We start from the raw sequence: 26,083 nt of genomic DNA, 5'->3' as shown, positions 1-26,083 counted from the left end.
CCTGTCGGTGGCTCGTGATGGACTCGTCCGCGTGACCACCGCGACGCCCGCCCTGCGCCTCGTGCGCCCGGCGTTCGCCGACGTCCCGGTCTCCGGGCCGGGGTCGCTCGTCCACCTCGACCCGGACCAGGCCGCGGCGGTCTCGGCCGTGGCGCGGGGCACCGATCCCGCTCTCCTGGTGCTCGGGGCGCCAGGGACGGGCAAGACGACCGTCGCGCTCGAGTCGGTCGTCGCGGCCGTCGACGCCGGCCTCGACCCGCACGACGTGCTCGTGATCGCCGCCGGCCGACGCGCCGCGGCAGACCTGCGCGACAGGCTCTCGGCCCGCCTGCGGGCGACGTCGGGGCGCCCGCTGGTGCAGACCGCGGCGGCGGCAGCGTTCTCCGTCCTGCGTGCGCGGGCCGCGCTGCTCGGCGAGCGGCCGCCCACGCTCGTGTCGGGCGCCGAGCAGGACCTGATGCTGGGCGAGCTGCTCGCGGGGCATGCCGCCGGCGACGGCGTCCCGCTCGCCTGGCCGCCGCAGGTCCGGCCCGACGTGCTGCGGCTGCGCCCGTTCCGCGACGAGCTGCGCGACCTGCTCATGCGGGCCGCCGAGCGGGGCGTGCGGCCCGCAGATCTGGCGGAGCTCGGCGACCGGCACGGTCGGCCCGCGTGGGTCAGTGCCGCGCGGCTGTACGAGGAGTACCTCGACATCGTCGAGCTGCGCACCGGCACCCCCGACCTCGGGGCGCGGCTCGACCCCGCGGTCGTCGTGGACGAGGCTGCGCAGGCGCTCCTGACCTGGGAGGACGAGGTCCCGGGCGCCGTCCGGCCGCGCTGGGGCCTGGTCGTCGTGGACGACCACCAGGAGAGCACGTCGGCGACGGCCCGGTTCGTGCAGGCGCTGGCCGACGACGACGCCCGCGTGGTGCTGCTGGCAGACCCCGACGCCGCCGTGCAGTCGTTCCGCGGTGCCGCGCCGTCGCTGGTCGGGCGTGCGGTGGTGACCGGGTCCGGCCCGGGCGAGCTCGGCGCCCGGACGACGACGCTGCGCACGGTCTGGCGGCACGACCCCCAGCTGCGCCAGGTGGTCGAGCGGATCACCGAGCGCATCGGCAGCGTGGGAGTCGTCCGTCACCGGCAAGCGACCGCCGTCGGCCAGGAGGGCACCGGGGGCAAGGTGGCGCTGCTGCCGAGCACCGCGCAGGAGGCCGCGTACGTCGCGCACGCGCTGCGCACGGCGCACGTCGAGCGCGGCGTGGCGTGGGCGGACATGGCCGTTCTTGCGCCGACCGGTGCGCAGGTCACCGCGCTGCGGCGCGCGCTCGCGGGGGCGGCCGTCCCGGTGAGCGTGCTGGGCAGCGACGTGCCGTTGCGAGACGAGCCGGCGGTGGCGCCTCTGCTCGACGCCATGCGCGTGTGCGTCGGCGCGGCGCCGCTGGACGCGGCCGCGGCGGTCCGGCTCGCATGCTCCCCGCTCGGAGGGTTGGACGCGGTGGGGCTGCGACGGGTGCGCCGGGCCCTGCGTGCGCACGAGCTCGCGGCGGGCGGCGGGCGCTCCAGCGACCTGCTGCTGGTGGAGGCGTTGGCGGACGGCCTCGGGGAGCTGCCACTCGCGGCGCGACCGGTGGTACGTCTGGCGCGTGTGCTCGAGGCCGGCCGGTCGGCGGCCGCGCGCCCCGACGCGGACGCGCAGACCGTGCTGTGGGCGCTGTGGGCGGCTGCCGACCAGGCCGAGGGCTGGCGTCGGTCCGCGCTCGCGGGCGGCTCGGCGGGGGAGCGTGCCGACGGAGACCTCGACGCGGTGCTGGCGGTGTTCCGGGCCGCCGAGACGTTCGTGGACCGGATGCCGCGGTCGGCGCCGGCCGCGTTCGTCGACTGGCTGCAGGCGCAGGACCTGCCGTCCGACTCGCTCGCGGCACGGGCACGCCGGGCGGCGGTGCAGGTGCTCACGCCTGCCGGTGCGGCCGGTCGCGAGTGGGAGGTCGTCGTGGTCGCCGGTGTCCAGGACGGGACGTGGCCGGACCTGCGGCTGCGCGACTCCCTGCTCGGTGCGCAGACGCTCGTCGACGTCCTCGCGGGCCGCGGCGTCACGCACTCCGACCCCGGTCGGGAGGCCGCCGAGGCGCGGCAGGCGGTGCTCGCCGACGAGCTGCGCACGTTCGCCGTCGCCTGCTCCCGCGCGCGCACGTCGCTGCTGGTGACGGCGGTCGACGACGTCGACCACCAGCCGTCGTTGTTCGTCGAGCTGGTCGAACCCAACGACGAGGACCTCGATCCGCGGCGGACCAGCGCACCCGCGCCGCTGGACCTGCGGGGGCTGGTCGCCCAGCTGCGCGCGCACCTAGAGCAGGCGGCCCTGGACGGCGTCGAACCCGACCCGGCGGCCGCACGGACCCTGGCCCGGCTGGCAGCGGACGGTGTGCCCGGAGCCGACCCCGGGGACTGGCTGGGCCTCGCCGCTCCGTCCAGCCGGGCTCCGCTCTGGGCGCCCGACGAGCGCGTCCCGGTCTCGCCGTCCAAGGTCGAGACCGCTCAGCGCTGCGCGCTTCGCTGGGCGCTCGAGTCCGCCGGAGGGACGGGTTCGTCGAGCAGCACGCAGAACCTGGGCACGCTGCTGCACGCGATCGCGCAGGAGCACCCGCAGGGCACCGAGGCGGAGCTGGCGGCCGCGCTGGACCAGCGGTGGGGCGAGCTCGGGCTCGGCACAGGCTGGCCGGCGATGGCCACGCGCCGGCGTGCAGACGCCATGGTGCACCGGCTCGCCGGCTACCTGCGGTCCGCGGGCGAGCCGCTGCTGACCGAGGGCGCCTTCTCGCTGGAGACGGACCGGGCCACCCTGCGCGGCAGCGTCGACCGCATCGAGCGGACGGACGACGGAGCCGTGCGCGTGGTCGACCTCAAGACCGGCGCAAGCCCGCCGACCGCAGCCAAGGCCGCCGAGAACCCCCAGCTCGGCGCCTACCAGCTCGCCGTCGACGCCGGCGCGTTCGCCGACCTGCCGGCCGGTGCCACCAGTGGTGGCGCGCAGCTGGTGTACCTGGGCACGGGCGTGTCGGCCGCCATCCGCGAGCAGCCGCCGCTCGGCCCGGAGGCCGAAGGGCCCAGCTGGGCGCGCGTGCTGGTGGACCAGGTGGCCGACAAGATGGCGGCCTCCACGTTCGAGGCGACCGCCAACGACCTGTGCGACCGGTGCCCGGTCCGCCGCTCATGCCCGGTGCGCGGCGAGGGTGGGCAGGTGGTCGCATGACGAGCGTGCTCCCGGACGGGGGGGTATCGGCCCGCCTCTCGGCCGCCCAGATCGCGGAGCTGGTGGGTCAGCCGGCGCCGACGGACGAGCAGCGCAGGATCATCGAGGCGCCGCTGACCCCGTCTCTGGTGGTCGCTGGCGCCGGTTCGGGCAAGACCGAGACCATGGCGGCCCGCGTGGTCTGGCTGCTGGCCAACGGTGTGGTGCAGCCCGACCAGGTGCTGGGCCTGACGTTCACGCGCAAGGCGGCCGGCGAGCTGTCGGAGCGGGTGCGCAAGCGGCTGCGGACGCTGTCGCGCGCTGCTGCCGCGCAGGGCGTCCCCCTCGCGGACGCGGCGGACGACGATGCGCTCGCGGGCCTGGCCCGGCCGACGATCGCGACCTACAACTCCTATGCCGCCTCGCTCGTCGCGGACCACGCGCTGCGGCTCGGTCTCGACCCGTCGGCCCGCCTGCTCGGCGAGGCCGCCCAGTGGCAGCTGGCCAGTGACGTCGTCGAGGCGTGGGGCGACGACCTCGACACGGACGCGGCGACCTCCACGGTGACAGAGGCGGTGCTGACGCTGTCCGGCGCGCTCGACGAGCACCTGCTCGACCCGTCGGCCGCGCGGGTCGGCATCGAGGCCATCATCGAGGCCCTGCTGGCGACGCCCGCCGGGACGCCTGCGCGCGAGCCGTACGCCGAGGTCAAGAAGCTGATCCGGTCGCTGGGCGAACGCGTCCGCGTGCTCGATCTCGTCGCCGAGTACCGGCGGCGCAAGCGCGCCGCGGACGCCATCGACTTCGGCGACCAGGTCGCGCTCGCCGCGCGGCTCGCGCTGGACGTGCCCGAGGTCGGCGCGGGCGAGCGGACACGGTTCCGGGTGGTGCTCCTCGACGAGTACCAGGACACGTCCTACGCGCAGCTGACCCTGCTCGGCGCGTTGTTCGGCGACGGGCACCCGGTGACCGCGGTCGGCGACCCGCACCAGTCGATCTACGGCTGGCGCGGTGCGAGCGCAGGCGGTCTGGAGGGCTTCCCGGCGCAGTTCCCCCAGCTCCACGAGGACGGCTCACGAACCCGGGCCGACGTGCACCAGCTGTCGACGTCGTGGCGCAACGACGCACGGATCCTCGCGGCCGCCAACCACGTCGCGGGCCCGTTGCGCGCGGCGAGCACGCGCGTCGAGGTCCCGGTCCTGGCCGCGCGACCGGGGGCCGGCAGTGGCCACGTGCACGGCCACGTGGCCGCGACGATCGAGGACGAGGCGTCGGCGGTCGCGACGTTCGTCGCCGACCGGTGGCGCCCGTCGGTAGACGGAACGGGACGGATGAGCGCCGCGGTGCTCTGCCGCAAGCGGTCGCAGTTCGAACCGCTGCGACGAGCACTGCGAGCGCGCGGGCTCCCGGTCGAGGTGGTCGGGCTGGGGGGGCTGCTGTCCGCGCCCGAGGTCGTGGACCTGGTGGCCGTCCTGCAGGCGGCGCACGACCCGTCCCGTGGCGACGCTCTGATGCGCCTGATGACCGGTGCCCGGACCGCTCTGGGCGCGGCCGACCTGCACGCGCTCGCGGCGTGGGCAGGCGAGCTGGCTGCTCGACACAGCGGAACGTCGCGCCAGCGTGAGCACGGTGAGCGCCGCGAGGCGGCGCGCGCGCAGAGTCCGGCGGCGGCTCCCGGGTCCGGCGTCGAGGAGACCGTGGTCGTGGAGGCCGACGCCGTCGACGAGCGCAGCATCGTGGACGCGCTCGACGCGATCAGCGAGCTCCCCGCGGCGGGGTGGACCAGCCGGAGCGGACGGACGCTGAGCGCGACGGGGCGGGCGCGGCTGCTCGACCTCGCGGCGCTGCTGCGGGTGGTGCGGTCGCACACGTACCTGTCGGTGCCCGAACTGGTCGGCGAGGCCGAGCGGCTGCTGGGGCTGGACATCGAGGTCGCCGCGCGCGCCGGCACGACGCCGGGCCGTGCCCGGGCCCAGCTGGACGCGTTCCGAGACGTCGCCGCCGACTTCGCCCGGTCGGCGGACCACCCCAACCTCGGGGGGTTCCTCACGTGGCTGGAAGCGGCCGAGGCGAAGGAGCACGGGCTCGACATGCCGGTGGCCGAGCCGGACCCGGACGCGGTCCAGCTCATCACGGTGCACGCGGCCAAGGGGCTCGAGTGGGACGTCGTCGCGGTCGCCGGGCTGGTGGACGGCGGTCTGCCGGCGACGGCGACGCAGGGCAAGGACGGCCCGAAGGACTCCGCCTGGCTCACCGGTCTCGGCTCCCTGCCGTACCCGCTGCGCGGCGACCGGCACGACCTGCCCGAGCTCGATCACGCCGGAGCCGCCGACCCCAAGGACCTGGAGGAGCGGCGCAAGGACTTCGTGCTCCGCGCCGGTGACCACCAGGTCGCCGAGGAGCGTCGGCTGGCGTACGTGGCCCTGACCCGCGCCCGCACCGCCCTCTTCCTGACGGCGGCCTGGTGGGGCGAGGGGTCGCGCGCCCGCAAGGTGTCGACGTTCTTGGACGAGCTGGCGGAGGCCGGGCTCGTCGAGCTCGACGCATGGGACCCGGCACCCGTCGACGGCGAGGAGAACCCCCGGGGCGCCCGCGAGCTCACCGCGGTCTGGCCGGCGGACCCGTTCGCGACCGACGGTGTGTCGCCGCGCCGCGGTCTCGTCGAGGGCGCGGCGCGGCGCGTCCGCGCGGCGATGCGGGACGCCGGGGCGCTCGGAGGCGGCGACGCGCACCCGTGGGAGGTGCTGGCGACCCGTCTGCTGGCCGAGCGGGAGCGGGGCCGGACGCCGTCGGGCACGGTCGAGCTGCCCGCGCACCTGTCGGCCTCGGCGGTCGTCCGGCTGGAGAGCGACCCGACCGAGTTCGCCCGGCACCTGCGGCGCCCCGTCCCGGCCGAGCCGTCACCGCAGGCCCGGCGCGGCACCCGGTTCCACGCCTGGGTGGAGAGCTGGTACGGCGCGGCTGCCCTGGTCGACGTGGACGCGTTGCCGGGTGCCGACGACGACACGGCCGAGAGCGACCAGGACGAACAGGCGCTGCAGGCCGCGTTCCAGTCCTCGGAGTGGGCGAACCGGTCGCCGATCGCGATCGAGGTGGACGTCGAGACGCCGGTCGACGGCTACGTCCTGCGCTCGCGGATCGACGCCGTCTTCGCCGACCCCGACGCCGACGTCGATCGCGCGGGCGGTCGGTCCGATCGCGTGGTCGTCGTCGACTGGAAGACGGGCGTACCGCCCGAGGACCAGGCGGCCCGGGCGGCACGTGAGGTGCAGCTCGCCGTGTACCGGCTGGCGTGGTCGCGCTGGACCGGGATCCCGCTCGACCGGGTTCGTGCGGCGTTCTGCTACGTCGGCTCGGGCGTGACCGTCTACCCGCAGCGGCTGCTCGACGAGGGCGAGATCACCGCCCTGCTGCGAGCGGCGACCACCCGCGAGGCCGCCCCCGAGCGACCGGTGCGCGCCGCGGCGCCGGGCGCGAACAGGGGCGGTCGTCGCGACAACGCCCCTGCGCACGCCCGGGAGGGCTGGGCCGGGCGCAAGGTGCGACAACCCGCGAACCAGCCGACGCTCGACCTCGAGGGGCTCGTCGACGACGCACCGGCTGGCCGCTGACCGCGACGACCGTCACCGGGCACGGGGTGTACCAGCGGCGCGCAGCGCGCAACGCCATGGTGCGACGGGCAGCCCGACTGAAGCGTGGCCCCGTCGACCCGACGGTCACGCCATCTGGTGCTCGGCCTCGATCTCGTCGAGGGCCCGCGTGTGGTCGTCGAGCTCGACCAGCATGGCGACGGCGTCGTCGATGATCTCGACGTCACCCGTCCGCACGCCGTAGAGCAGCCAACGCGCCAGCGCGAGCTCCCCGGCGAGGTTCGCGCGGTCGACCAGGTGCGGGTCGATGAGCTCGGTGCGCCGCAGCTGGTACGCCTCCAGGATCGAGTCGACGGCATCGCTCGGCGCGGCGACGAGCAGCCACGCGAGGTCGTCGGCCGGGTCGGCGACGCAGGCGTCGCCCCAGTGCAGGATCCCGCTCACGGCGTCGCCGACGACGAGGACGCGGTCGGCGCTCAGGTCGCCGTGCACCACGGTCGGCCGGAACCGCCACAGGGCGACGTCCTCGAGGCGGGCCTCCCAGCGGCGTAGGAGGGCAGGGGGCACCTTGCCGGTGCGCGCGGCCTCGTCGACCTCGGCCTGGCGGCGCTGGCGGTACGCGCCCGCGTCGTACACGGGCAGACCGGCGGTCTCGACGAGGTTCGTCGGCAGCTCGTGCAGCGCGGCCAGCGCACGACCGAGCGACGCCGCCAGGCCGGGCCCGGGCTGCAGGTGCTCGAGATCCAGGGACTGCCCGGGGATCTCGGCGTGCACGCTCGCGCGGCCACCCTCGGGCAGGTGCGCGAACCCGGCGGGCACCGGGACGGCGAACGGCAGTCGACCGGTAGCGGCCTCCGGCCCGAGCAGACCGAGCAGGACCACCTCGGCCTCGAGCGCCGCGCCCGCCGCGGCGTGCTGGGGCGCGCGCACCACCCAGCGCTGCCGGGTGGAGTCGATGACCACGGCCGTGTCGTAGTCGGTGCCGGGTCGGGCTGGTCGACGTACGTCGAACGCGTCGAGGCCCGGCACGGCGACGGTAGCCAGTGCGGCCAGGGCGAGGGGTGAGCGAACCACGCGCCAAGGATAGGAGCGACCCGCCGTGCATCCCGGGGAGCCGCTCGGCGTGTCCGCGCCCGAATCGTCCCTTTGCCCCGGCGTTGCCTGAATCGACGGACCGGATCGCCCACGAGGTGCAGAGGGGCAGTCACGTCCTCGGGCCTGTGCCCGGCGCCGTAACGTGGCGCGGGTGATCGTTTCCGACGATCTGTCCACGAACTCGGGGCGGTCCCCGGCCCCGTAACGTGGCGCGGGTGATCGTTTCCGACGATCTGTCCACGAACTCGGGGCGGTCCCCGGCCCCGTAACGTGGCGCGGGTGATCGTTTCCGACGACTTACCCCTCTCCCGAGCCGACATCGACCGCGCCGCCCACCGCCGTACCGAGACGGACGTCGTCGACACGGCGCTGCGCACCCCGTCGACCCGCATCGTGCTGGTGCGCGGGGGCTCGGTCGGCACGACGCCGGAGCGGGCACTGGCCTACCGCACGGCGGACGAGGTGGCAGGCCTGGCGCACGCCGACGACGCGGAGCCGGGGGCGGACTGGCTTCTGCTCGGTGAGGACACCGACGGCGTCCTGTACCTGGCGCGTCGGGTGCCGGAGCCGGACCCGCTGCCGCTCGCGGGTGAGCCGTCGGACGTGCTCGTGCACCGACGAGTGGCGACCGCGCCGACGGGCTGGACCTCGCTGCGCGAGCTCGGTGCTGCGCTCGACGGTGCAGAGGCGGGGCTGGCGACGACGGCTGTCGCGCTCGACGCGTGGCACGACCGGCATGTCCGCTGCCCGCGCTGCGGGTCCGCCACGCGCGTGGAGCAGGCGGGCTGGATCCGGGTGTGCGTGGCCGACGGCTCGGAGCACTACCCGCGCACCGACCCCGCGGTGATCATGTCGGTGGTGGACGACGAGGACCGGATCCTGCTGGGCCACGCGGCGCAGTGGGCGCCGGGCCGCTGGTCGACGCTCGCGGGGTTCGTGGAGTCGGGGGAGTCGCTCGAGCACGCGGTCCGCCGCGAGGTGCTCGAGGAGACGGGCGTCGTCGTCGACCAGGTGTCCTACCGCGGCAGCCAGCCGTGGCCGTTCCCGGCCTCCCTGATGCTCGGCTTCCGGGCGTCGGCCGTGACCACGGACGTCGTCGTCGACGGGATCGAGCTCGCTGACGCACGCTGGTTCACGCGGGACGAGCTGGCGACGGCGGTCGCGAGCGGGGACGTCATCCCTCCCGGGCGCGCCTCGATCGCGCGCGCGCTGGTCGAGGAGTGGTTCGGCGGGGCTCTCTAGGAGAGGCGCGCCTGGACCTGCACCAGCGACGGATTAGTCGCCGCGGTGCCGTCGGGGAAGACCACCGTCGGCACGGTCTGGTTCCCGCCGTTGAGCGACTCGACGAGCGCCGCGGCGTCCGGGTGGTCCTCGATGTCGATCTCCGTGTACCCGATGCCCGCGGAGTCCAGCTGGGTCTTCAGTCGACGGCAGTAGCCGCACCAGGTCGTGGAGTACATCGTCACGGTGCCGGCGTCGGGCATGGTCTGCGTGGTCATCGGTCCTCGGGCTGCTCGGTGGTTCAGTGCTGCAGGCAACAACGTGCGGGACGCCGATTCGATTCCACGGCTCGACACAGGCATCGGCACGCGGAGGCCTGCGGTCGAGACCCGCGGTCGAACTGATCGGTCGAGCGACCGTCCACACCCCGTGCCGCAGTGTCGGTCCGGGCTGCGAGACTGGGCGCGATGTCCTCCGAACCCCTCCTCGACGCGCTCGACCCCGAGCAACGGATCGTCGCGACGACGCTGCGCGGCCCTGTCCGCGTGCTCGCCGGCGCGGGGACGGGAAAGACGCGGGCGATCACCCACCGGATCGCCTACGGCATCCACGTCGGCGCCTACCGCCCGGGCAACGTGCTCGCCGTGACGTTCACGGCGCGCGCCGCGGGCGAGATGCGGACGCGGCTGCGGCTGCTGGGTGCGGGGGGCGTCCAGGCGAGGACGTTCCACGCGGCCGCGCTGCGCCAGCTCGGCTTCTTCTGGCCCAAGGTGGTCGGCGGCGCGCCGCCTCGGATCCTGGAGAAGAAGCTGCAGGTCGTCGCGCACGCCGCGCAGCTCGTCGGCGTGGAGACGGACCGTGAGAGCATCCGCGACCTTGCCTCGGAGATCGAGTGGTCCAAGGTCTCCCTGGTCACGCCGGACGACTACGAGCGCGCCGCCGCCGCGACCGACCGCCCCGCGCCCGGCGGGGTCGATCCGCAGTCGGTGGCCCGGTTGATGACGGCGTACGAGACGGCGAAGGACCAGCAGGGCGTGATCGACTTCGAGGACGTGCTGCTCCTGCTCTCGGCGATGCTGGCCGAGCGACGCGACGTTGCCGACTCGGTCCGCGAGCAGTACCGCTACTTCGTCGTCGACGAGTACCAGGACGTCAGCCCGCTGCAGCAGTACCTGCTGGACCAGTGGCTCGGGGGTCGCGACGAGCTGTGCGTGGTCGGTGACCCCAGCCAGACCATCTACTCGTTCGCCGGCGCCACGGCGCACCACCTCACCGCGTTCACGGCCTCGTACCCCAGGGCCGCGACGATCGAGCTGGTCCGCGACTACCGCTCGACGCCGCAGGTCGTGGGGCTGGCCAACCACCTGATGCGGCGGGCGGACGGCCCGGCGGCCCTGGCGCTGCGCGCGCAGCGCCCCGACGGCCCGGACGTCTCCTTCGTCACCTACGCCGACGACGATGCAGAGGCGGTCGGGGTCACGACGCGGATCGCGGCCCTGATCCGCAGCGGCACGCCGGCCTCCGACATCGCCGTCCTGTTCCGGACCAACGTGCAGTCCGAGGCGTTCGAGGCCGCGCTCGCGGACCGGGGGATCGGCTACCAGGTGCGCGGCAACGCCCGGTTCTTCGACCGCGCCGACGTGCGCAAGGCGCTCGTCCTGCTGCGCGGCGGCGCGCGGGGCGCCGATCCCGAGGTGCCGATGCCGGAAGCCGTGCGGGACATCCTGCGCTCGGCCGGCTGGACGGAGAAGGCTCCGGAGGGCCGCGGCGCCAGCCGGGAGCGCTGGGATGCGCTGCAGGCGCTGGTCTCGCTGGCGGACGCGATCGCCGAGGCACCGCCGACGAGCGCGCCGCCGACCGTGTCGGACCTGGTGGCCGAGCTGGACGAGCGCGCGGCAGCCCAGCACGCGCCCACCGTCGAGGGCGTCACGCTCGCGTCGTTGCACGCGGCGAAGGGCCTCGAGTGGGAGGCCGTGTTCCTGGTCGGCCTCTGCGAGGGCCTCCTGCCGACGGTGCAGGCGCAGACCCCCGCCGCGGTCGCGGAGGAGCGACGGCTGCTCTACGTCGGCATCACCCGGGCGCGCGAGCACCTCGAGCTGTCGTACTCGCGGGCTCGTCATCCGCGGGCTCGCGCGTCCCGCGCGGTGTCCCGGTTCCTCACGGACCTGTGGCCGGGCGAGCGGCGGTCCGTCAAGGTGCCGGCCGCGGAGCCCGACGAGCGGGTCGTCGCGGCGCTGACCCGGTGGCGCGACGCCCGCGCCGCCGAGCTGCGCCGGCAACCCGGCAGCGTGCTGACCACGGCGACCATCCGCGCGATCGCCGAGCGTCGCCCGGCGACGCTGCAGGAGCTCGGCCAGGTGCGCGGCGTCGGTCCGCGGATGCTGGCGGACGTCGGGGAACAGGTTCTCGAGGCCCTGCGGACGCCCGCGCGTTGAGCCGATCGGGCGATGGCGCAAACTCGTCGAAGAATTGTCGTTAATTCGGTTGTCCACCGTCCGAATGCCGCCCTAGGGTGACGATGTCCCTGTTGATGGACCGCACGGAGACGTGTGGGTCCGAGCGAGAAGGAGGTGGGTGCCCTGATGAACATCAAGACGATCGAGACGACGAACGCCGTGTGCGCGTTCCTTCCGCGATCTCTCGCACCCATCGGCCTCGGCTACCAGGGGAGCGCTCTGCCCATCGGCGGTGCCGCCCTCGAGCCGACCGGTTTTCGTGCGTCGAAGCGCACGTGGACCGATCCCCGCACGCACCGCATCCGGACTTCCCTGATCTAGGCCCTCGACGAGGGCACAGGCCGCGGAGTCCGAACTCGGACCCGCGGCCTTTCTGTTTCTCCCGATGACTCGGGTGAGCGAAGGCAGTCGGTCCGGCACCGAACGCAAGACGCTCACCAGCAAGGACATCAGGAGGCCATCGTGCGGCTCACGACGCTGCTCGACACGGTGAACCAGGGCGGATCCGGGCCCTGGCCCCTCGCCGACAGCACGACCGACGACCGTCAGCAGTTCGACCAGATGGTCGCCGACTTCATCCCTTGCCGGTCGAACGACCCCGAGCTCTGGTTCGCCGAGCGGACCGCCCAGGTGGAGCAGGCCAAGGCCCTCTGCCGCGAGTGCCCGCTCATGGAGGGCTGCCTGGCCGGCGCCCTCGAGCGTGCCGAGCCGTGGGGCGTGTGGGGCGGCGAGGTGTTCATCGGCGGTGTGGTGGTGGCGACCAAGCGCGGTCGCGGACGCCCCCGCAAGGACGCGGCCCCGGCAGCCTGACCGCTACCGGACGGCCGGGAGGGCGGTGCACCCGCAGTGGGGGTGCACCGCCCAGGTGCGCATGCGGGGGACCGCGTCGGGTGCCGCGACCTCGAACAGCGAGCCCGGCGGCGGTCGCTCGCCGCCGTCCAGGTGCGCGAGCACCGCGGCGGTCCCGAGCCCGGCGGCCACGCAGGCCGTGGCACCGGGCTCGTCCGCGGCGGCGTCGGACCGCAGCTGACCGAGCAGGGCGGGCCACGCCGGGTCGGCGTCGGTGCGGTGCAGGTCCAGGCAGCGCAGGCAGGGGCCGCGCCCGGGCACGACGAGCGGGCCGACGACGGTGTCCGCCTCCCGGACCACGACCGACAGGTGCACCGTTCCCGCCGCGACCAGCGAGGGTCCGCGGTCGGGGTCCGCGACGTCGGTCTCGACGAGCACGACGACGTCGGGTGGCCGGGCGGCCTCCGTGGACACGCGCGGTGCGACGTCCCGCAGCAGGCGCGCCGCGACGGCGGCACGCACCGACCCGACATCCGTCCAGCGGTATCCCGTGGGCCCGACGTCGACCGCACGGACCGGCCGGTCGTCGTCGACCAGCACGGTGCCCACCCCGGCCGCGGCCAGCCCGATCGCGATGCCGAGACCGGTGGGCCCGAGCCCCAGGACCGCGACCGCACGCCCGTCCCGCGCCTGGACGACCGCACTGCCGTCACCATCGGGCCGCAGCAACGACCAGACCCGCGCGTCGACGGCCGCCGGCCCGGACGCGACGGGTGCATCGAGGTCCGGTCGGGTGAGCCGGGCCTCGGTGAGCAGGTCGAGCAGCACCTCGTCGACGGCGAGGAGGTGGGCCGGCGGCCCCGACGACACCGCGGCCGGCACGTCGGTGAGCCGGACCGCCCATCGCGGGTCGGTACCGACCTGCACCTCGGTCTCGGTGCGCCGCACCACACGCAGGCCGTCACGAAGTCGCATCGCAGGACTCTCGCACCCGGGCGCGCCGGGTGCGGTCGGTCATCCACAGGTGCCCTCGACGCGGGCCGCACGACGACGGGCACGGGCACCGGGAGGGCACCCGGCGTGACCCTCAGCACGACGCCGTGCTGCTTCGTGCGTGCGACGTCCCGCGGCGCCCGGCCGGCCGGGTCAGACCTCCTGCGAGGGGTCGGCGGATGGCTCAGGTGCGGGTCGCCGATCCCAGCGGGCCAGGGCTGTCTGCCAGGTCAGGTCCAGGTCGGCGCCCGGCGGAAAACGGTCCGAGAGCTCCAGATCGACCAGTCCGTGGGCGAGGCCCCACAACACGCGGGCGGCATGCTCGTCGCCTCCGGCTGCGGCGACCAGCGGTGCGGCCGCGGCCTGCTCGACGCCGGGAGCGATGCGCTCCCGAGCCAGGGGACGCCGGGTTGCCACCTCGTAGAGCCGGGGGTGCGCTCGCGCCCACGACCTGTACGCGTGCGCCAGCGCTTCGAGCCCTTGCCCGGAGACCGCGGAGAGGTGCTCGGTCAGGTCGACCAGTGCCCGCTCTTGGATGCCCGCGACGATGTCGTCCTTGTCTCGCACGTGCTTGTACAGGGAGGGAGCGCGGATACCCATCCGGGCGGCCAGGGCGCGCATGGTCAGCGCGTCCGGCCCCCGGTCCTCGAGCATCGCAACCGCGACGTCGAGGACCTCCTCCCTGCGGGAGGTCATCGTTCGATCTCGGTCGCGGCCCTCTCGGCTCGAAGGCGCAGGGCCTCGTTCATCGCCTCGAACCCCGCCTGCGTCTTCTCGACGGTCCCGCCGGCGAGCGGCACGAGCACGCCGGTGAACACCTCGGCCTGGGTCAGGCGGGTGCGGCCGTCCCCCAGGTCCTCCAGGAGGAAGGAGTGCCGCCCGTCGAAGACGCCCGGCACGAGGAGCCGGCCGAGCCACTCGAGCCGCTTGCCCTCCTCGACCACCGTGATGGTGGGCTTGAAGGTCATGGCCTTGCCGCCGGCGGGAACGATGCGGACCTGCGCCCGCCGGCCGACGACCAGCTCCCCCTCGAACGAGGTGATGAACGGGTTCCAGTCGGCGAAGCTCGCGACCGCCGACAGCTCGGACCAGACAGTCTCGGGCGGGGCGGCGATCTCGGTCACTGCGTGGATGGTCTTCATGGCATCTCCTCGGTGGCTAACGGTGTTAGCCACTCTGGCTTACGCCGTTAGCCGTGTCAAGAGGGGCGCCGCTCCACGGGTGTCTCGATCGCGGTGACGGCTGCCGCGACCGTCACCGGACATGCCGAAGGGCACCGTCCGTCCGGACGATGCCCCGTGGCTCGGTGCTGGTGCTGCTGGGCGGATCAGGCCTTGCCGAGGATCCGGTTCAGCTTGGTGCCGCAGACCGGACAGACGGCCTTGGCCATGCGCCGACCCGATTCCGAGATGACGACGTCGCCCTCGGCCTCGCGCTTCTCCTTGCACTTCACGCAGTAGAACTCGCCTGAATACGTCTCAGCCATGGTGGCCTCCCTCGGTGTCGTGCACCGGGCCGGGGATCCGCCGGCCGGCGGCCGGGCGTGGTGAAGCCACGACGCCCGCGCGACGATCACAGTAGTGGCCGCAGCACACCAGATCGGCAAGATCCCGCGGGACGCGCCGTGCGTGTGGGAGCGCCGCGCTAGCGTTCACCTGTGTCGTCCACCACCCAGGACCTGTCGCAGGTCGAGATCCGCCGGTCGCGCAAGCGCGTGCGGACGGTCTCGGCCTGGCGCGAGGGCGACCGCACGATCGTGGCCGTGCCCGCGCGGTTCACGCGCGCGCAGGAGAACGAGTGGGTCGAGCGGATGCTCGCGCGGCTCGACACTCAGGAGCGGCGTCGCAAGCCCTCGGACGTGGAGCTGGCAGCACGGGCCCAGGACCTCTCGTCGAGGTTCCTGGGCGGCCGTGCGACTCCCACCAGCGTGCGATGGTCCACCAACCAGGGCCGCCGCTGGGGGTCGTGCACGCCGTCGGACGGCACCATCCGGATCTCCGACCGTGTGCGCGGGATGCCGCGCTGGGTGCTCGACTACGTCCTGCTGCACGAGCTGGCGCACCTGCTGCACGCCGGCCACGGACCGGAGTTCTGGGCGGAGCTCGACGCCTACCCGCGCACCGCGCGGGCGCGGGGCTTCCTCGAGGGCTACGCCTACGGCGCGGACCGGCCGGAGGGCTCCGAGGGCGCGGACGACGAGAGCGACGAGGGCGCGGACGACGAGAGCGACGAGGGCGCGGACGACGAGACCGACGAGCGCTCGGACGGCGAGACCGACGAGGGCGACGAGGGCTCGGACCGTCGCGCCGACGGCGCCGTAGACGAGGAGCTCAGCGAGACGCTGTTCGACGACGCGTAGCGCGGCGCAGCCTCCGGCGGACAGCCGCGTCGGCCGGGGTGCGGACGTCGGCGTGCGCCGGTGCGGACGATCCCGGACGCGCGCCGCCGGCTCGGGGCTGACGGAACGCGTCAGTCCTGGGCGTCGGGGTCCTCGCCGAAGATCTCGGCCAGCGCCCGGTCCACCTCGGCGGCGTCGTCGACGGCCGTCGCGCGACGGGCCGCGTAACCGGACGGGTCGTCGAGGTCGGCGGTGCCGGGCAGCAGGTCGGGGTGGTCCCAGACCGCGTCGCGCCCGTCGGGGCCGATGTCGCGCGCGATCTGCGCCCACAGGGCGGCGGCGTCGCGCAACCGGCGCGGACGCAGCTCGAGGCCGACGAGGTTGGCGAACGTCTGCTCGGCGGGCCCGCCGGCGGCCCGACGCCGACGGATCATCTCGCGCAGCGCCATCGTGTGCGGCAGGTGCGGGAGAGCGGCGTTGGACGCGACCTCGTCGACCCAGCCTTCGACGAGGGCGAGCGCGGTCTCGAGCCGCTCCAGGGCGGCGGCCTGCTCGGGCGTCGTGTGCGGGGCGAACACCCCGCCGGACAGAGCCTGCTGGAGCGCGGCGGTGTCGGTGGGGTCGATCGCCGAGACCGCGTCCTCGAGCTGGTCGACGTCGATCGTGATGCCGCGTGCGTAGGCCTCGACGGTCGCCAGGAGGTGCGAGCGCAGCCACGGCACGTGCGTGAACAGCCGGGTGGCCGCGGCCTCGCGCAGAGCGAGGAACAGGCGGACCTCGTCGACGGGCGCGTCGAGGCCCTCGGCGAACGCGTCGACGTTGGCCGCCACCAGCGCGGGCGCGGGGCGGTCGAGCAGGGGCAACCCGATGTCGGTGGTGCCGAATACGTCGTGCGCCAGCGTGCCGGCGGCCTGCCCGACCTGCATGCCGAACACCGCGGACCCGAGCTGGCGCAGCAGGTTCCCCGGGTCGAGGCCCGGCACGTCCTGTGCGTCCAGACCGGCCGGCAGCGAGCCGCCGAGCGCTCCCACCAGGGCGGTGGACAGCGACGAGGCGACCGGCTCGGTGAGCGTGCGCCACGTGGGCAGCGTCGCCTCGACCCACTCCGCGCGGCTCCAGGCGTGCGGGGTGCCGGTCGAGGGCGGCAGGTCGGTCGCGGCGTCGAGCCACAGCTCGGCGACGGCCAGTGCGTCGAGCACCTGCTTGCTCTGGTGGACCGTGAGCGACGGGTCGCCACCGGCGGCCGCCTGCTGGCGCGCGAGGTCGTGGGCCATCTTCCAGTTGACCGGCTCGTCGCCGGAGGCGGACAGGAGCGCCTGGACCTGCGCGACCACCTGCTGGAGGGCCGCCGGGTCGTCGGGGAGCCCGGACGCCGCCGCCATGGCGGCGGGGTCGAACCCACGGGCCTGGAGCTCGCGGATCGCCTCGTCGGCACCCTCGCCGAGCATGGCGCGCATCATCTGCTCCCAGGCGGGAACGCCGTCGCCTGGCACGGCCGAGTTGTCGGGGCTCACGTGATCCTCCTGGGACGCCTGTGCTGGTTCGACCTGCGACGATGGGGCTCGCTGCGATCCACGGTAACCACGCAGCGGGGAGAACGGGGCACGGTGGGGGAGCAGGTTCGCTCAGGGCGCAGCCTGGGGCGCAGGGGTGCGGTGGCGTCGACGTACGCCGCGGAGGTCGTCGTCGTGGTCGGTCACGGCCCGGTCGCCGGTTCGCTCGCAGCGTCGTGGACGGGCATGGGCGCGACGGTCCGCTCCGTCGACGCGCTGCCGCCGCAGGACGCCCAGAGTGAGCTCGCGGGGGCGTCGGTCGTGGTGCTCGTCGGCCACGCCGGGGAGATGGCCGCGGCGGGAACCCGCGGTGCGGCCGAACGGCACAAGGCGATCGTCGCGCACACGCAGCGCACGCTGGCCGCCGCACGGGCCGTCGGCGTCCGGCACCTCGTCGCGATCTCGTCGGCGGCGGTGCACGGCGCGTGGCCCGACCGCCCGCAGATCCACGACGACGACGCCGTGGCCGCGTTCGACGAGGCCTCGCGGGGAGGCCTGGTGGGCGACCTGCTCGCCATGGAGGCCGTGCTCGAGCGGGGCGCGAGGCGTGCGAGCCCTCGGATCACGATCCTGCGGCCGGCCGCGCTCGCGGGGGTCGGCATCGACACGTTCGTGACGCGGCACTTCGAGGCGCCGAGGTTGCTGATGGTGCGCGGCGCGACCCGGCAGTGGCAGTTCGTGCACGTCGAGGACCTCGCGGCGGCCACCCGGTTCGTCGTGCAGCACGGGCTCACCGGACCGCTGACGGTCGGCGCGGACGACCTCCTGGAGCCGGATGAGGTCGAGCGCGCGGCGGGGATGCGGCGCATCGAGCTGGCCGCGACGACCGCGTTCGGCACCGCCGAGCGGCTGCACCGCGTCGGCGTCCTGCCCTCGCCCGCGGCCGAGCTGGCGTTCGTCGTCTACCCGTGGTCGGTTGCCTCCGACGGGCTGCGCGCCGCGGGCTGGACGACGAGGTGGTCGAGCGCGCAGTGCCTCGACGTCCTGCTGGAGGGCGTCCAGGGCCGGGTGGCCGTGGCCGGCCGGCGGCTGGGCACCCGGGACGCTGCGATCGGTGCGGCGGGTGCGGCCGTCGCGTTCGTCGGCACCGCCGCGGTCTGGCGGCAGGCCCGTGCGCGGCGCCGGCGCTGAGGCACATCCGCGTGGGGGATGATCGGGACGTGCTCGAGCAGCCCCCGGTGCCACCAGTTCCTGACGACGTCCCGTCGTACGACGTCGACGAACCCGCGCCACGCACCAGCCCGCGGTCGATCGTGCTCTCGGTCGGGTTGCTCTCGTCGGCCCTGCTCCTGGCCGGGCTCATCGTGCTGCCCGTGCCGTTCGCCGTGAACTCCCCCGGACCCACGCGCAACGTCCTCGGCGAGCACGACGGCACCCCGCTCATCCAGATCAGCGGCGCCGACACCTACCCGACGACGGGCGACCTGCGCCTGGTCACGGTCTCCGGGACGGGTGGCCCGGGATTCCCGTCGACGATCCGCGACGTCGTGACGGGGTGGCTGTCGCCGTCGTCGGTGGTGCTGCCCGTCGAGCTGCTCTACCCGCCGGACGCCTCCCAGGACGAGATCGACCAGTCGAACAACGCAGAGATGGTCTCCTCGCAGGAGAACGCGACGGTCGCCGCCCTGACCGAGCTCGGGTACGAGGTCCCGGCCACGCTGGTCGTCGCCGGGACGGTCACGGGTACGGACGCGGAAGGCAAGGTGGACAAGGGCGACACGATCGTCGCGATCGACGGGATCACCGTGCCGGACTACACCACGCTGCTGGACCACCTCGCCCAGGTCGACCCGGGCTCGACGATCACGCTGACGGTCACCCGGGCCGGTCAGAACGTCGACGTGCCGGTGGTCACGGGCACCAAGCCCGACGGCACCGCGCAGATCGGCATCTACATCGACCCGACCTTCGACTTCCCGGTCGACGTCAAGATCAGCATCGACAACATCGGCGGTCCCAGCGCCGGCACCATGTTCGCGCTCGGCATCATCGACAAGATGACGTCGCAGGACGAGACCGGCGGCAAGAACATCGCGGGTACCGGCACCATCGACGTGAACGGTGACGTCGGCGCGATCGGCGGTATCCGCCAGAAGATGCCCGGGGCGCTCCGCGACGGGGCGACGTGGTTCCTGGCACCGGCGTCGAACTGTGACGAGGTGGTCGGGCACGTGCCCGCCGGGCTGCGGGTGGTCAAGATCTCGACGCTGCACGAGGCCCGCGCGGACGTCGAGGCGATCGGCGCCGGCAAGGCCGACGACCTGCCGACCTGCACGACGTCGTAGCTGGTCAGTCGAACGTCGAGCGCACCGCGGCCACGAGCCCCGGGACCAGGTCGGCGCCCTGCCCGACCTGGCCGGCGTCGTCGCTGCCGCGCATGCGCACCGCGCACCACGACGGCCCGTCGCGGAGCGCGCCGACGGCGAGCCGCACGTCCTGCCGCTCGGGGTGCGCCAGCAGGTACTCCAGCGCCGCCGATCCGTCCGCGGGCATGGCCTCCTCGGCATCGGGCGGTAGCACCACCCGCTCGACGGTGACCGCCATGCCCTCGACCGTCGGCGGCCACGAGAGCCCGGCGAGGAGCGTCTCCAGGTCCGGAGCCGCAGGCAGGTCCTCCTGCTCGATCGAGGTCAGGTGCCAGGGTTGCGCGGTGGCAGCCGCGAGGACCGTCGGGTCGAGCTGCGCGGCCAGCCCCGGCTCCGTCAGCAGCGCCTCCTGCGTGCGGACCAGCGCGAACACGCGGACAGGTCCGTCCCAGCCCCCCTCGGCGACATGTCGTTCGATCTCGAGCACGGACTCGGCGAGCGCGCTGCGGGCGGGGTCCGGGGCAGGTTCGGTCACGTCTCATGGTCGCACCCGCACCCGGCGGGACTCGAACCGGTAACGGCGGGAACCCCGGCCGGTACCGGTGCGTTCTGGGATCGAGCGGTTCGCCCGATGCGCCCGAACAGAGCCGTCCGGTACCGTGCCAGACCTGCCAGGCGAGCAATCAATTCGCCGACGACGACGACGAGGACCGCAGCACAGTGACATCTGCCAACCCACCCCGCCCCGCAGCTCGTCAGCGTCGTCGCGGAGCGCTCGTGCCCACGCTCATCGTGCTGGGCGTGCTGGTGATCGTCGTCCTGCTCCTGGCCCAGGTGTGGACCGAGGTCCTCTGGTACAGGCAGCTCGGGTTCGGCCAGGTGCTGGCGACCGAGTGGGGCACGCGGCTGCTGCTGTTCGTCGTCGGGTTCGCCGTGATGGCCGGCGCCGTCGGCTGGAGCCTGCGCTACGGCTACCGCTCCCGGCCCGTCTACGCACCCTCCACGCAGGAGCAGGCCAACCTCGACCAGTACCGCGAGGCCATCGAGCCGCTGCGCCGGCTGGTGATGATCATCGGGCCCGCCGTCCTCGGCCTGTTCGCGGGTGCGGCGGCCTCGCAGCAGTGGGAGACGGTGCAGCTGTGGATCCACGGCGGGACCGTCGGCCAGGTGGATCCGCAGTACGGCATCGACCTCGGCTTCTACATGTTCACGCTGCCGGGTCTGCGGTTCGTCGCGTCGTTCCTCATGGCCGTCGCGGTCTTGGCGGGCATCGGCGCGCTCGCCACGCAGTACCTCTACGGGGGCCTGCGGATCGGCGGCCAGCGCGGCGGTGCCCCGCGCACCACCCGCGCGGCCCGCGTGCACCTGTCGGTGATCGCCGCGGTGATCATGCTGCTCATCGCGGCGAACTACTGGCTCGACCGCTACTCCATCCTCACCAAGAGCCAGAGCAACAAGTTCGCCGGCGCGTCGTTCACCGACGTGCACGCGGTCATCCCGTCCAAGGCGATCCTGGCGGGCGTCGCGATCTTCGTCGCGGTCCTGTTCATCCTCACGGCGATCCGGGGGAACTGGCGGCTGCCCGCCATCGGCGTCGGCCTGATGATCGTCGCGGCGATCGCCGTCGGCGGCATCTACCCCGCCGTCGTGCAGAAGTTCCAGGTGCAGCCGAACCAGCAGGACGCCGAGTCGGAGTACATCTCCCGCAACATCGACGCCACGCTGGACGCGTACGGGCTGAAGAACGTCGAGAAGACGGACTACACGGCCAAGGTGACCGCCGAGGCCGGGGCGCTGCGCCAGGACGCCGAGACCACCGCGTCGATCCGGCTCCTCGACCCGCAGGTGGTCAGCCCGTCGTTCAAGCAGCTGGAGCAGATCCGGGGCTTCTACGACTTCCCCGACTCCCTGTCGGTCGACCGCTACGACGTCAACGGCGAGAGCCGCGACACCGTCATCGCCGTGCGCGAGCTGAACCTGTCCGGTCTGGACACGCAGCAGCGCAACTGGACCAACGACGCGACCGTCTACACCCACGGGTACGGCGTCGTCGCCGCGTTCGGCAACACCACGGCCGCGCGCGGAGCCCCCGACTTCTGGGAGGGCGGCATCCCGTCCACGGGCGACATGGGCCCGTACGAGCCGCGCATCTACTTCAGCCCGAAGTCGCCCGAGTACTCGATCGTCGGTGCCCCCGCCGGCTCGAAGGGCTGGGAGCTCGACTACCCGGACGACGGCGCCTCCGGCGCAGCCAACACGGCCTTCCCGACGCAGACCGTCAGTGCCGGTCCGAGCATCGGCAACCCGGTGAACAAGTTCCTGTACGCGCTGAAGTTCGGCCAGGGCAACATCCTGTTCTCGGACCGCGTGACCTCCGCGTCGCAGATCCTCTACGACCGCGACCCGCGTGAGCGCGTGCAGAAGGTGGCCCCGTACCTGACCCTCGACGGCCGCGTGTACCCGGCGGTGGTCGACGGTCGCGTCAAGTGGATCATCGACGGCTACACGACGACCGACCAGTACCCGTACTCGGTGTCCCGCTCGCTCGACGCCGCCACCACCGACTCGCTGACGGAGACGTCGGACACGATCCAGGCGCTCCAGCCGAAGAACGTGAACTACATCCGCAACTCCGTGAAGGCCACGGTCGACGCGTACGACGGCTCGGTCACGCTCTACGCCTGGGACCCGACGGACCCGATCCTCAAGGCGTGGTCCAAGACGTTCCCGACGTCGCTCAAGCCGATCTCGGACATCGACGGCGCCACCATGAGCCACCTGCGCTACCCCGAGGACCTGTTCAAGGTGCAGCGCAACCTGCTCACCCAGTACCACGTGACCGACTCGGTGCAGTTCTTCTCGGGGAACGACTTCTGGAACAACCCGGACGACCCGACGAGCGCCGTCTCGGTGCCGCAGCCGCCGTACTACCTGACGCTGAAGATGCCCGACCAGCCCGGGGCCAAGTTCTCCCTGATGTCGACGTTCATCCCGCGGGGCGACAACGCGCGCAACGTGATGACCGGCTATCTGGCCGTCGACGCCGACGCCGGCAGCGAGGCCGGCAAACCGTCGGCCGACTACGGCAGGCTCCGGCTGCTCGAGCTCCCACGCGACTCCACCGTGCCCGGACCCGGCCAGATGAACAACAACTTCACGTCCGACCCGGCGGTCTCCAACGAGCTGAACATCCTCGGACGCGGGGACTCCAAGGTCCGGCGCGGCAACCTGCTGACGCTGCCCGTGGGCGGGGGACTGCTGTACGTCCAGCCGGTCTACGTCCAGGCCGCGACCGGCACCACGTACCCGTCCCTGCAACGCGTGCTGGTCGGCTTCGGCGACAACATCGGATTCGCCGACACCCTCGACGGCGCCCTCGACCAGGTGTTCGGCGGCGACTCCGGAGCCGCGGCCGGCGACGCCGGGACGGATCCGGGTGCCCCGGTCCCGACCCCGACGCCGACGCCGACGACGCCACCACCGGCGACCGGCGACGGGACCGACGCGGCGTCGCAGGCGCAGGCGCGCGCGGACCTCACGGCGGCGCTGCAGCAGGCGAACAAGGCGATCCAGGACGGCCAGGCCGCGCTCGCCATCGGCGACTTCTCGGCCTACGGCGCCGCCCAGAAGAGCCTCGACTCGGCCATCGACGCGGCGCTCGCGGCGGAGGCCAAGCTCAATCCGACGCCCTGACGGCGACCCGGCCGGCGGTCGTGTGTGACGCACGCGACCGCCCGCCGTGGGCTATCGATTTGGGTGCCCCTGCCGCGTGGGGTAAGTTGTACTCACCGACGCGGGGTGGAGCAGCTCGGTAGCTCGCTGGGCTCATAACCCAGAGGTCGCAGGTTCAAATCCTGCCCCCGCTACACAGTGACGAAGGCCCGGACCTGATGGTCCGGGCCTTCGTCGTTGACTCGATCAGCCCGAGCGCCGGATCTGCCCAACTGAGCACCCGGACGTGATCGTCGAGGAGCGGCGGTGCTGGGCGGAGCAGGCTGCCACGTGTGTGGGGTGGGTGAGCGAGGACCGCCCTACGAATTCGTGTCGTCGCTCGTGGGCGTGCGATTCCGAGGCTTGAACACGTACTTTGGTCGTGCCGATATCTCCGAGTCCGATGGGAGAGGCGTCGCGGTCGCTGGCTTGTCGCGACTGACGCGGTCCACCTTCACGAGCTTGATGGGTTTGCCGCGCCAATGCGCCGCTCTGCCCGTGCCGCCGGGCTTCACGAAGTGCTCGGCCTCCGCGCGCCCGAAGACGACGAACTTCGGCGCGAGGACACCCGCCGGGACGAGCGCGCGCATCCAGTCCGTCAGTTCACGCTTGCCGCCGTATTGCGACTCGAAGCCGCTCTGTGCTGCCTGGAGCGTCAGGTTCGTCGGACGCGCTCCCGACTTCTCGGTGAACGTGTCCGCCAAGCTCTCGACCTGGGCGGCCAAGCCGTCGGGCTTTTCGGCCAACGGATCGGTGATCACGATGTGCGTCATGTAGGCGGCGTGGTCGTTGGACAGCACCCATGCCATGCACGTGATGAGGCCCGAGGTGTGCAACCTGGTGGCGGACTCCACGTTCGTGACGCCCCAGCCGGTCTCCCCGATCGACTTGTACTCGGTGCGCAGCTGCGGTTCGATCCCGCTCACGTCGGCCCGTTTCATCGCGATGAGATCCACCGGGCTGAACTCGCCGGCCCCGACCTCGAGGACGTATTCGAGCTCATCGGTCCACCTCAGGACGTGTCTCTTGAGGTCGCCGTCGTTCAGCACTTCGAATCTTTGGATGCTCTCCGCATGTCCTGTCTCGAACAGACGAGCGAGCCTCAGGTGCGGGAAGGCGGTGTCGGTGTAGGTCACTGCCCCGTCGACGGGTTTCTCCAGCGTGATCGGCTCGCGGCGCGCGGGCGCCACACCGGTATCCGTCCTGTCTGCCGGATCAAGGACGTGGGCGATCTCGTGGGCGAGGACCCGCTCCCCCGCCGGCACGGTCGGATCGAGCCCGGAACCGCCGAAGAAGATGTCGTCGCCCGAGGTGAAGGCCTGCGCGGACAGCTCGGCGTTCAGGCGCGCGGACTCCTGCCCTTCGTGCAGGCGGACGTGGTTCAGGGGGACGCCGAAGGCGTGCTCCATCCTCTGACGGACGGGGTCTGCCAGAGGAGCGCCCGAGCTGCGCAGCGCATCGATCCGGGCGCTCGTCGGGACGTCGAGCACCCCACCGGACCGCCCGATGCGGGCCGCGGGGGCGGGCACCGGAGCGCGGCGCAGGCGGTCGAGCGGACCTGGCGCCAGAGCGCGGTGCGGGGCTGCGTCGGCACCCTCGGGATGTCTGCGTAGGCGGTCGAGTGCCACCTCGGCGCGGGCGTCCGCGTTCTGCTCCGCCGGGTCATCGACATGTCCGACTGTCAGCCCGGAGATCGCTGCGGGCGAGGCGGGCACCGGTGTCGGCCCTGCCACGGACCGTGACGTCCCCGCCGTCTGCTGCCGGTGTGCTCGCGCATGGTCGGTGCTCATCAGGTCCCCCGTGTGCGGAGGCTGTTGATCCCCCGATGACGACCGTCCCACCACCGCTCCGTCTTCGCCAGGTGGCTCAGAACGAGGACCTTTGGCCCGTGCGCCAGGGCAGGTGCGGGTGTGGAATGAATGAAACGATTCACAAACTCCGAGGATGATCATGCGTGACACCGTTGTGCACCCCGAGCTCGACGAGCTGCTCGCATCGATGGGCGCAGGAGGGGCGCGCGTCTGCGAGATCGACGCTTCCGAGGCCGGCGCGGGCAACATCTCGGTCTACGCAGGCTGGGACATCGAGGTGCGCCGACGCTTCTCGAACGCCGAGGAGATCACGCTGCCCGTCCCAGCGCCGGCTCTCGCCGGGCACACCATCCTCGCCACCGGGTCCGGGCGCCGCCTCCGGCAGATCCAGCAGGACCCCGAGGCGAACGTCGGTGCGGTCGTCGTCGACGAGGGCGGCCGGACGGGCACCCTCTACACGTCGCCGCGCCGGCTGTTCGAACGTCTGACCAGCGAGTTCAACTCACACCTGGCCGTCCACCAGGACCAGGTGGCGCGCCGCGGGGTGACCTTCCAGGCCGTGGTGCACGCCCAACCGATGAACCTGACGTACCTCTCGCACATCCCCGCGTACCGGGACACCGCCGCGATGAACGCACGCATCCTGCGCTGGGAGCCCGAGTCGATCGTGTCCCTGTCGGCGGGCGTCGGCGTGCTCGACTTCATGATCCCGGGCTCGGCCGAGCTGATGGCCGCGAACGTCGAAGGCCTGCGGGAGTTCGAGATCGTGCTCTGGTCCAAGCACGGTGTGATGGCTCGCTCGGACGTGTCCGTGACGCGTGCCGTCGATCGGATCGAGTACGCCGAGACCGGAGCCAGGTACGAGTACATGGACCTCGTTGCCGGTGGTCGGGCCGACGGTCTGACCCTGCACGAGATCGCTTCGGTTGCCGAAGAGTTCGGCATCGCTTCCCGATGGGTCCGGTGACGCGCCGCCCCCGAGTCGCAGAGCGAGTCCTCGCACCACTCACCG

General features: G+C 73.3%; 20 protein-coding genes and 1 tRNA gene. 12 read left to right on the top strand and 9 right to left on the bottom strand.

Annotated features, from left to right (window positions below; all coding sequences use genetic code 11):
- The first annotated feature begins 31 nt into the window (after positions 1-31).
- Positions 32-3,229 carry an ATP-dependent helicase gene (locus ACPPVS_RS14185; RefSeq protein ID WP_426592900.1) on the top strand — a complete coding sequence of 1,066 codons (3,198 nt, stop codon included), beginning with the start codon at positions 32-34 and terminating at the stop codon, positions 3,227-3,229.
- On the top strand, positions 3,226-6,819 hold the full coding sequence (locus ACPPVS_RS14180; protein ID WP_426592899.1) for a UvrD-helicase domain-containing protein: 3,594 nt from the start codon (positions 3,226-3,228) through the stop codon (positions 6,817-6,819). Before ACPPVS_RS14185 ends, ACPPVS_RS14180 begins: the two co-directional genes overlap by 4 nt.
- A gap of 105 nt (positions 6,820-6,924) precedes the next feature.
- Here the strand turns inward: ACPPVS_RS14180 and ACPPVS_RS14175 are convergent, their stop codons facing one another.
- Positions 6,925-7,872 carry a phosphotransferase gene (locus tag ACPPVS_RS14175; protein ID WP_426592898.1) on the bottom strand — a complete coding sequence of 316 codons (948 nt, stop codon included), beginning with the start codon at positions 7,870-7,872 and terminating at the stop codon, positions 6,925-6,927.
- A 300-nt stretch (positions 7,873-8,172) separates the two neighbouring features.
- Here ACPPVS_RS14175 and nudC point away from each other — a divergent pair, with 300 nt between their 5' ends.
- On the top strand, positions 8,173-9,135 hold the full coding sequence (gene nudC, locus ACPPVS_RS14170) for an NAD(+) diphosphatase (protein WP_426592897.1): 963 nt from the start codon (positions 8,173-8,175) through the stop codon (positions 9,133-9,135).
- Here nudC and ACPPVS_RS14165 read toward each other — a convergent pair.
- Positions 9,132-9,392 carry a mycoredoxin gene (locus tag ACPPVS_RS14165; RefSeq protein ID WP_426592896.1) on the bottom strand — a complete coding sequence of 87 codons (261 nt, stop codon included), beginning with the start codon at positions 9,390-9,392 and terminating at the stop codon, positions 9,132-9,134. The genes nudC and ACPPVS_RS14165 overlap by 4 nt on opposite strands.
- A 189-nt stretch (positions 9,393-9,581) precedes the next feature.
- Here ACPPVS_RS14165 and ACPPVS_RS14160 point away from each other — a divergent pair, with 189 nt between their 5' ends.
- The 3 genes from ACPPVS_RS14160 to ACPPVS_RS14150 all read left to right on the top strand — a co-directional run bounded on the left by ACPPVS_RS14160 (position 9,582) and on the right by ACPPVS_RS14150 (position 12,380).
- Positions 9,582-11,549: an ATP-dependent helicase gene (locus tag ACPPVS_RS14160; RefSeq protein ID WP_426592895.1), complete on the top strand. Its 1,968-nt coding sequence runs from the start codon at positions 9,582-9,584 to the stop codon at positions 11,547-11,549.
- A 114-nt stretch (positions 11,550-11,663) separates the two neighbouring features.
- Positions 11,664-11,891 (top strand): hypothetical protein, encoded by a 228-nt coding sequence (locus ACPPVS_RS14155; protein ID WP_426592894.1) that lies wholly within the window; start codon positions 11,664-11,666, stop codon positions 11,889-11,891.
- 141 nt (positions 11,892-12,032) lie between these two features.
- Positions 12,033-12,380: a WhiB family transcriptional regulator gene (locus tag ACPPVS_RS14150; protein ID WP_426592893.1), complete on the top strand. Its 348-nt coding sequence runs from the start codon at positions 12,033-12,035 to the stop codon at positions 12,378-12,380.
- A 3-nt stretch (positions 12,381-12,383) separates the two neighbouring features.
- Here ACPPVS_RS14150 and ACPPVS_RS14145 read toward each other — a convergent pair whose 3' ends face one another.
- The 4 genes from ACPPVS_RS14145 to ACPPVS_RS14130 all read right to left on the bottom strand — a co-directional run bounded on the left by ACPPVS_RS14145 (position 12,384) and on the right by ACPPVS_RS14130 (position 14,838).
- Positions 12,384-13,334, bottom strand: coding sequence for a thiamine biosynthesis protein ThiF (locus ACPPVS_RS14145; protein WP_426592892.1), 951 nt, complete (start codon positions 13,332-13,334; stop codon positions 12,384-12,386).
- Positions 13,335-13,505: 171 nt separating this feature from the next.
- Positions 13,506-14,048: a TetR/AcrR family transcriptional regulator gene (locus ACPPVS_RS14140; protein ID WP_426592891.1), complete on the bottom strand. Its 543-nt coding sequence runs from the start codon at positions 14,046-14,048 to the stop codon at positions 13,506-13,508.
- Positions 14,045-14,494, bottom strand: a complete 450-nt coding sequence (locus tag ACPPVS_RS14135; RefSeq protein ID WP_426592890.1) for an SRPBCC family protein — start codon at positions 14,492-14,494, stop codon at positions 14,045-14,047. Before ACPPVS_RS14135 ends, ACPPVS_RS14140 begins: the two co-directional genes overlap by 4 nt.
- 185 nt (positions 14,495-14,679) lie before the next feature.
- Positions 14,680-14,838, bottom strand: a complete 159-nt coding sequence (locus tag ACPPVS_RS14130; protein ID WP_197029876.1) for a DUF5679 domain-containing protein — start codon at positions 14,836-14,838, stop codon at positions 14,680-14,682.
- Between the two features lie 171 nt (positions 14,839-15,009).
- Here ACPPVS_RS14130 and ACPPVS_RS14125 point away from each other — a divergent pair, with 171 nt between their 5' ends.
- The gene (locus ACPPVS_RS14125) at positions 15,010-15,711 is read left to right on the top strand and encodes a SprT-like domain-containing protein (protein ID WP_426592889.1); all 702 of its coding nucleotides are present in this window, start codon (positions 15,010-15,012) and stop codon (positions 15,709-15,711) included.
- Between the two features lie 110 nt (positions 15,712-15,821).
- On the opposite strand, the gene ACPPVS_RS14120 is transcribed toward ACPPVS_RS14125, so the two are convergent.
- Entirely contained in the window at positions 15,822-17,204 is a 1,383-nt protein-coding gene (locus ACPPVS_RS14120) for a zinc-dependent metalloprotease (RefSeq protein ID WP_426592888.1), read from the bottom strand.
- A gap of 141 nt (positions 17,205-17,345) precedes the next feature.
- Between ACPPVS_RS14120 and ACPPVS_RS14115 the strand changes: the two genes are divergently transcribed.
- Both ACPPVS_RS14115 and ACPPVS_RS14110 read left to right on the top strand, forming a co-directional pair.
- The gene (locus ACPPVS_RS14115; RefSeq protein WP_426592887.1) at positions 17,346-18,374 is read left to right on the top strand and encodes an NAD-dependent epimerase/dehydratase family protein; all 1,029 of its coding nucleotides are present in this window, start codon (positions 17,346-17,348) and stop codon (positions 18,372-18,374) included.
- 29 nt (positions 18,375-18,403) lie between these two features.
- A complete protein-coding gene (locus ACPPVS_RS14110; RefSeq protein ID WP_426592886.1) occupies positions 18,404-19,528 on the top strand; it encodes a YlbL family protein in 1,125 nt (374 codons plus the stop codon).
- Positions 19,529-19,532: 4 nt separating this feature from the next.
- Here ACPPVS_RS14110 and ACPPVS_RS14105 read toward each other — a convergent pair whose 3' ends face one another.
- Positions 19,533-20,084 (bottom strand): PPA1309 family protein, encoded by a 552-nt coding sequence (locus tag ACPPVS_RS14105; protein WP_426592885.1) that lies wholly within the window; start codon positions 20,082-20,084, stop codon positions 19,533-19,535.
- Between the two features lie 185 nt (positions 20,085-20,269).
- Between ACPPVS_RS14105 and ACPPVS_RS14100 the strand changes: the two genes are divergently transcribed.
- A complete protein-coding gene (locus ACPPVS_RS14100; RefSeq protein WP_426592884.1) occupies positions 20,270-23,242 on the top strand; it encodes a UPF0182 family protein in 2,973 nt (990 codons plus the stop codon).
- Positions 23,243-23,341: 99 nt separating this feature from the next.
- Positions 23,342-23,415: transfer RNA gene (locus ACPPVS_RS14095), tRNA-Met, on the top strand.
- A 165-nt stretch (positions 23,416-23,580) separates the two neighbouring features.
- Here the strand turns inward: ACPPVS_RS14095 and ACPPVS_RS14090 are convergent.
- A complete protein-coding gene (locus tag ACPPVS_RS14090; RefSeq protein ID WP_426592883.1) occupies positions 23,581-25,050 on the bottom strand; it encodes a DUF4157 domain-containing protein in 1,470 nt (489 codons plus the stop codon).
- 160 nt (positions 25,051-25,210) lie between these two features.
- On the opposite strand from ACPPVS_RS14090, the gene ACPPVS_RS14085 reads away from it, so the two are divergent.
- Positions 25,211-26,038: a class II aldolase/adducin family protein gene (locus ACPPVS_RS14085; protein ID WP_426592882.1), complete on the top strand. Its 828-nt coding sequence runs from the start codon at positions 25,211-25,213 to the stop codon at positions 26,036-26,038.
- The last annotated feature ends 45 nt before the right edge of the window (positions 26,039-26,083 follow it).

It is taken from the genome of Cellulomonas sp. McL0617, from assembly GCF_049994875.1.
Taxonomy (GTDB): domain Bacteria; phylum Actinomycetota; class Actinomycetes; order Actinomycetales; family Cellulomonadaceae; genus Cellulomonas.
Note: the sequence above shows the minus strand (reverse complement) of the source record. Positions and strands in the feature narration are given on the sequence as shown.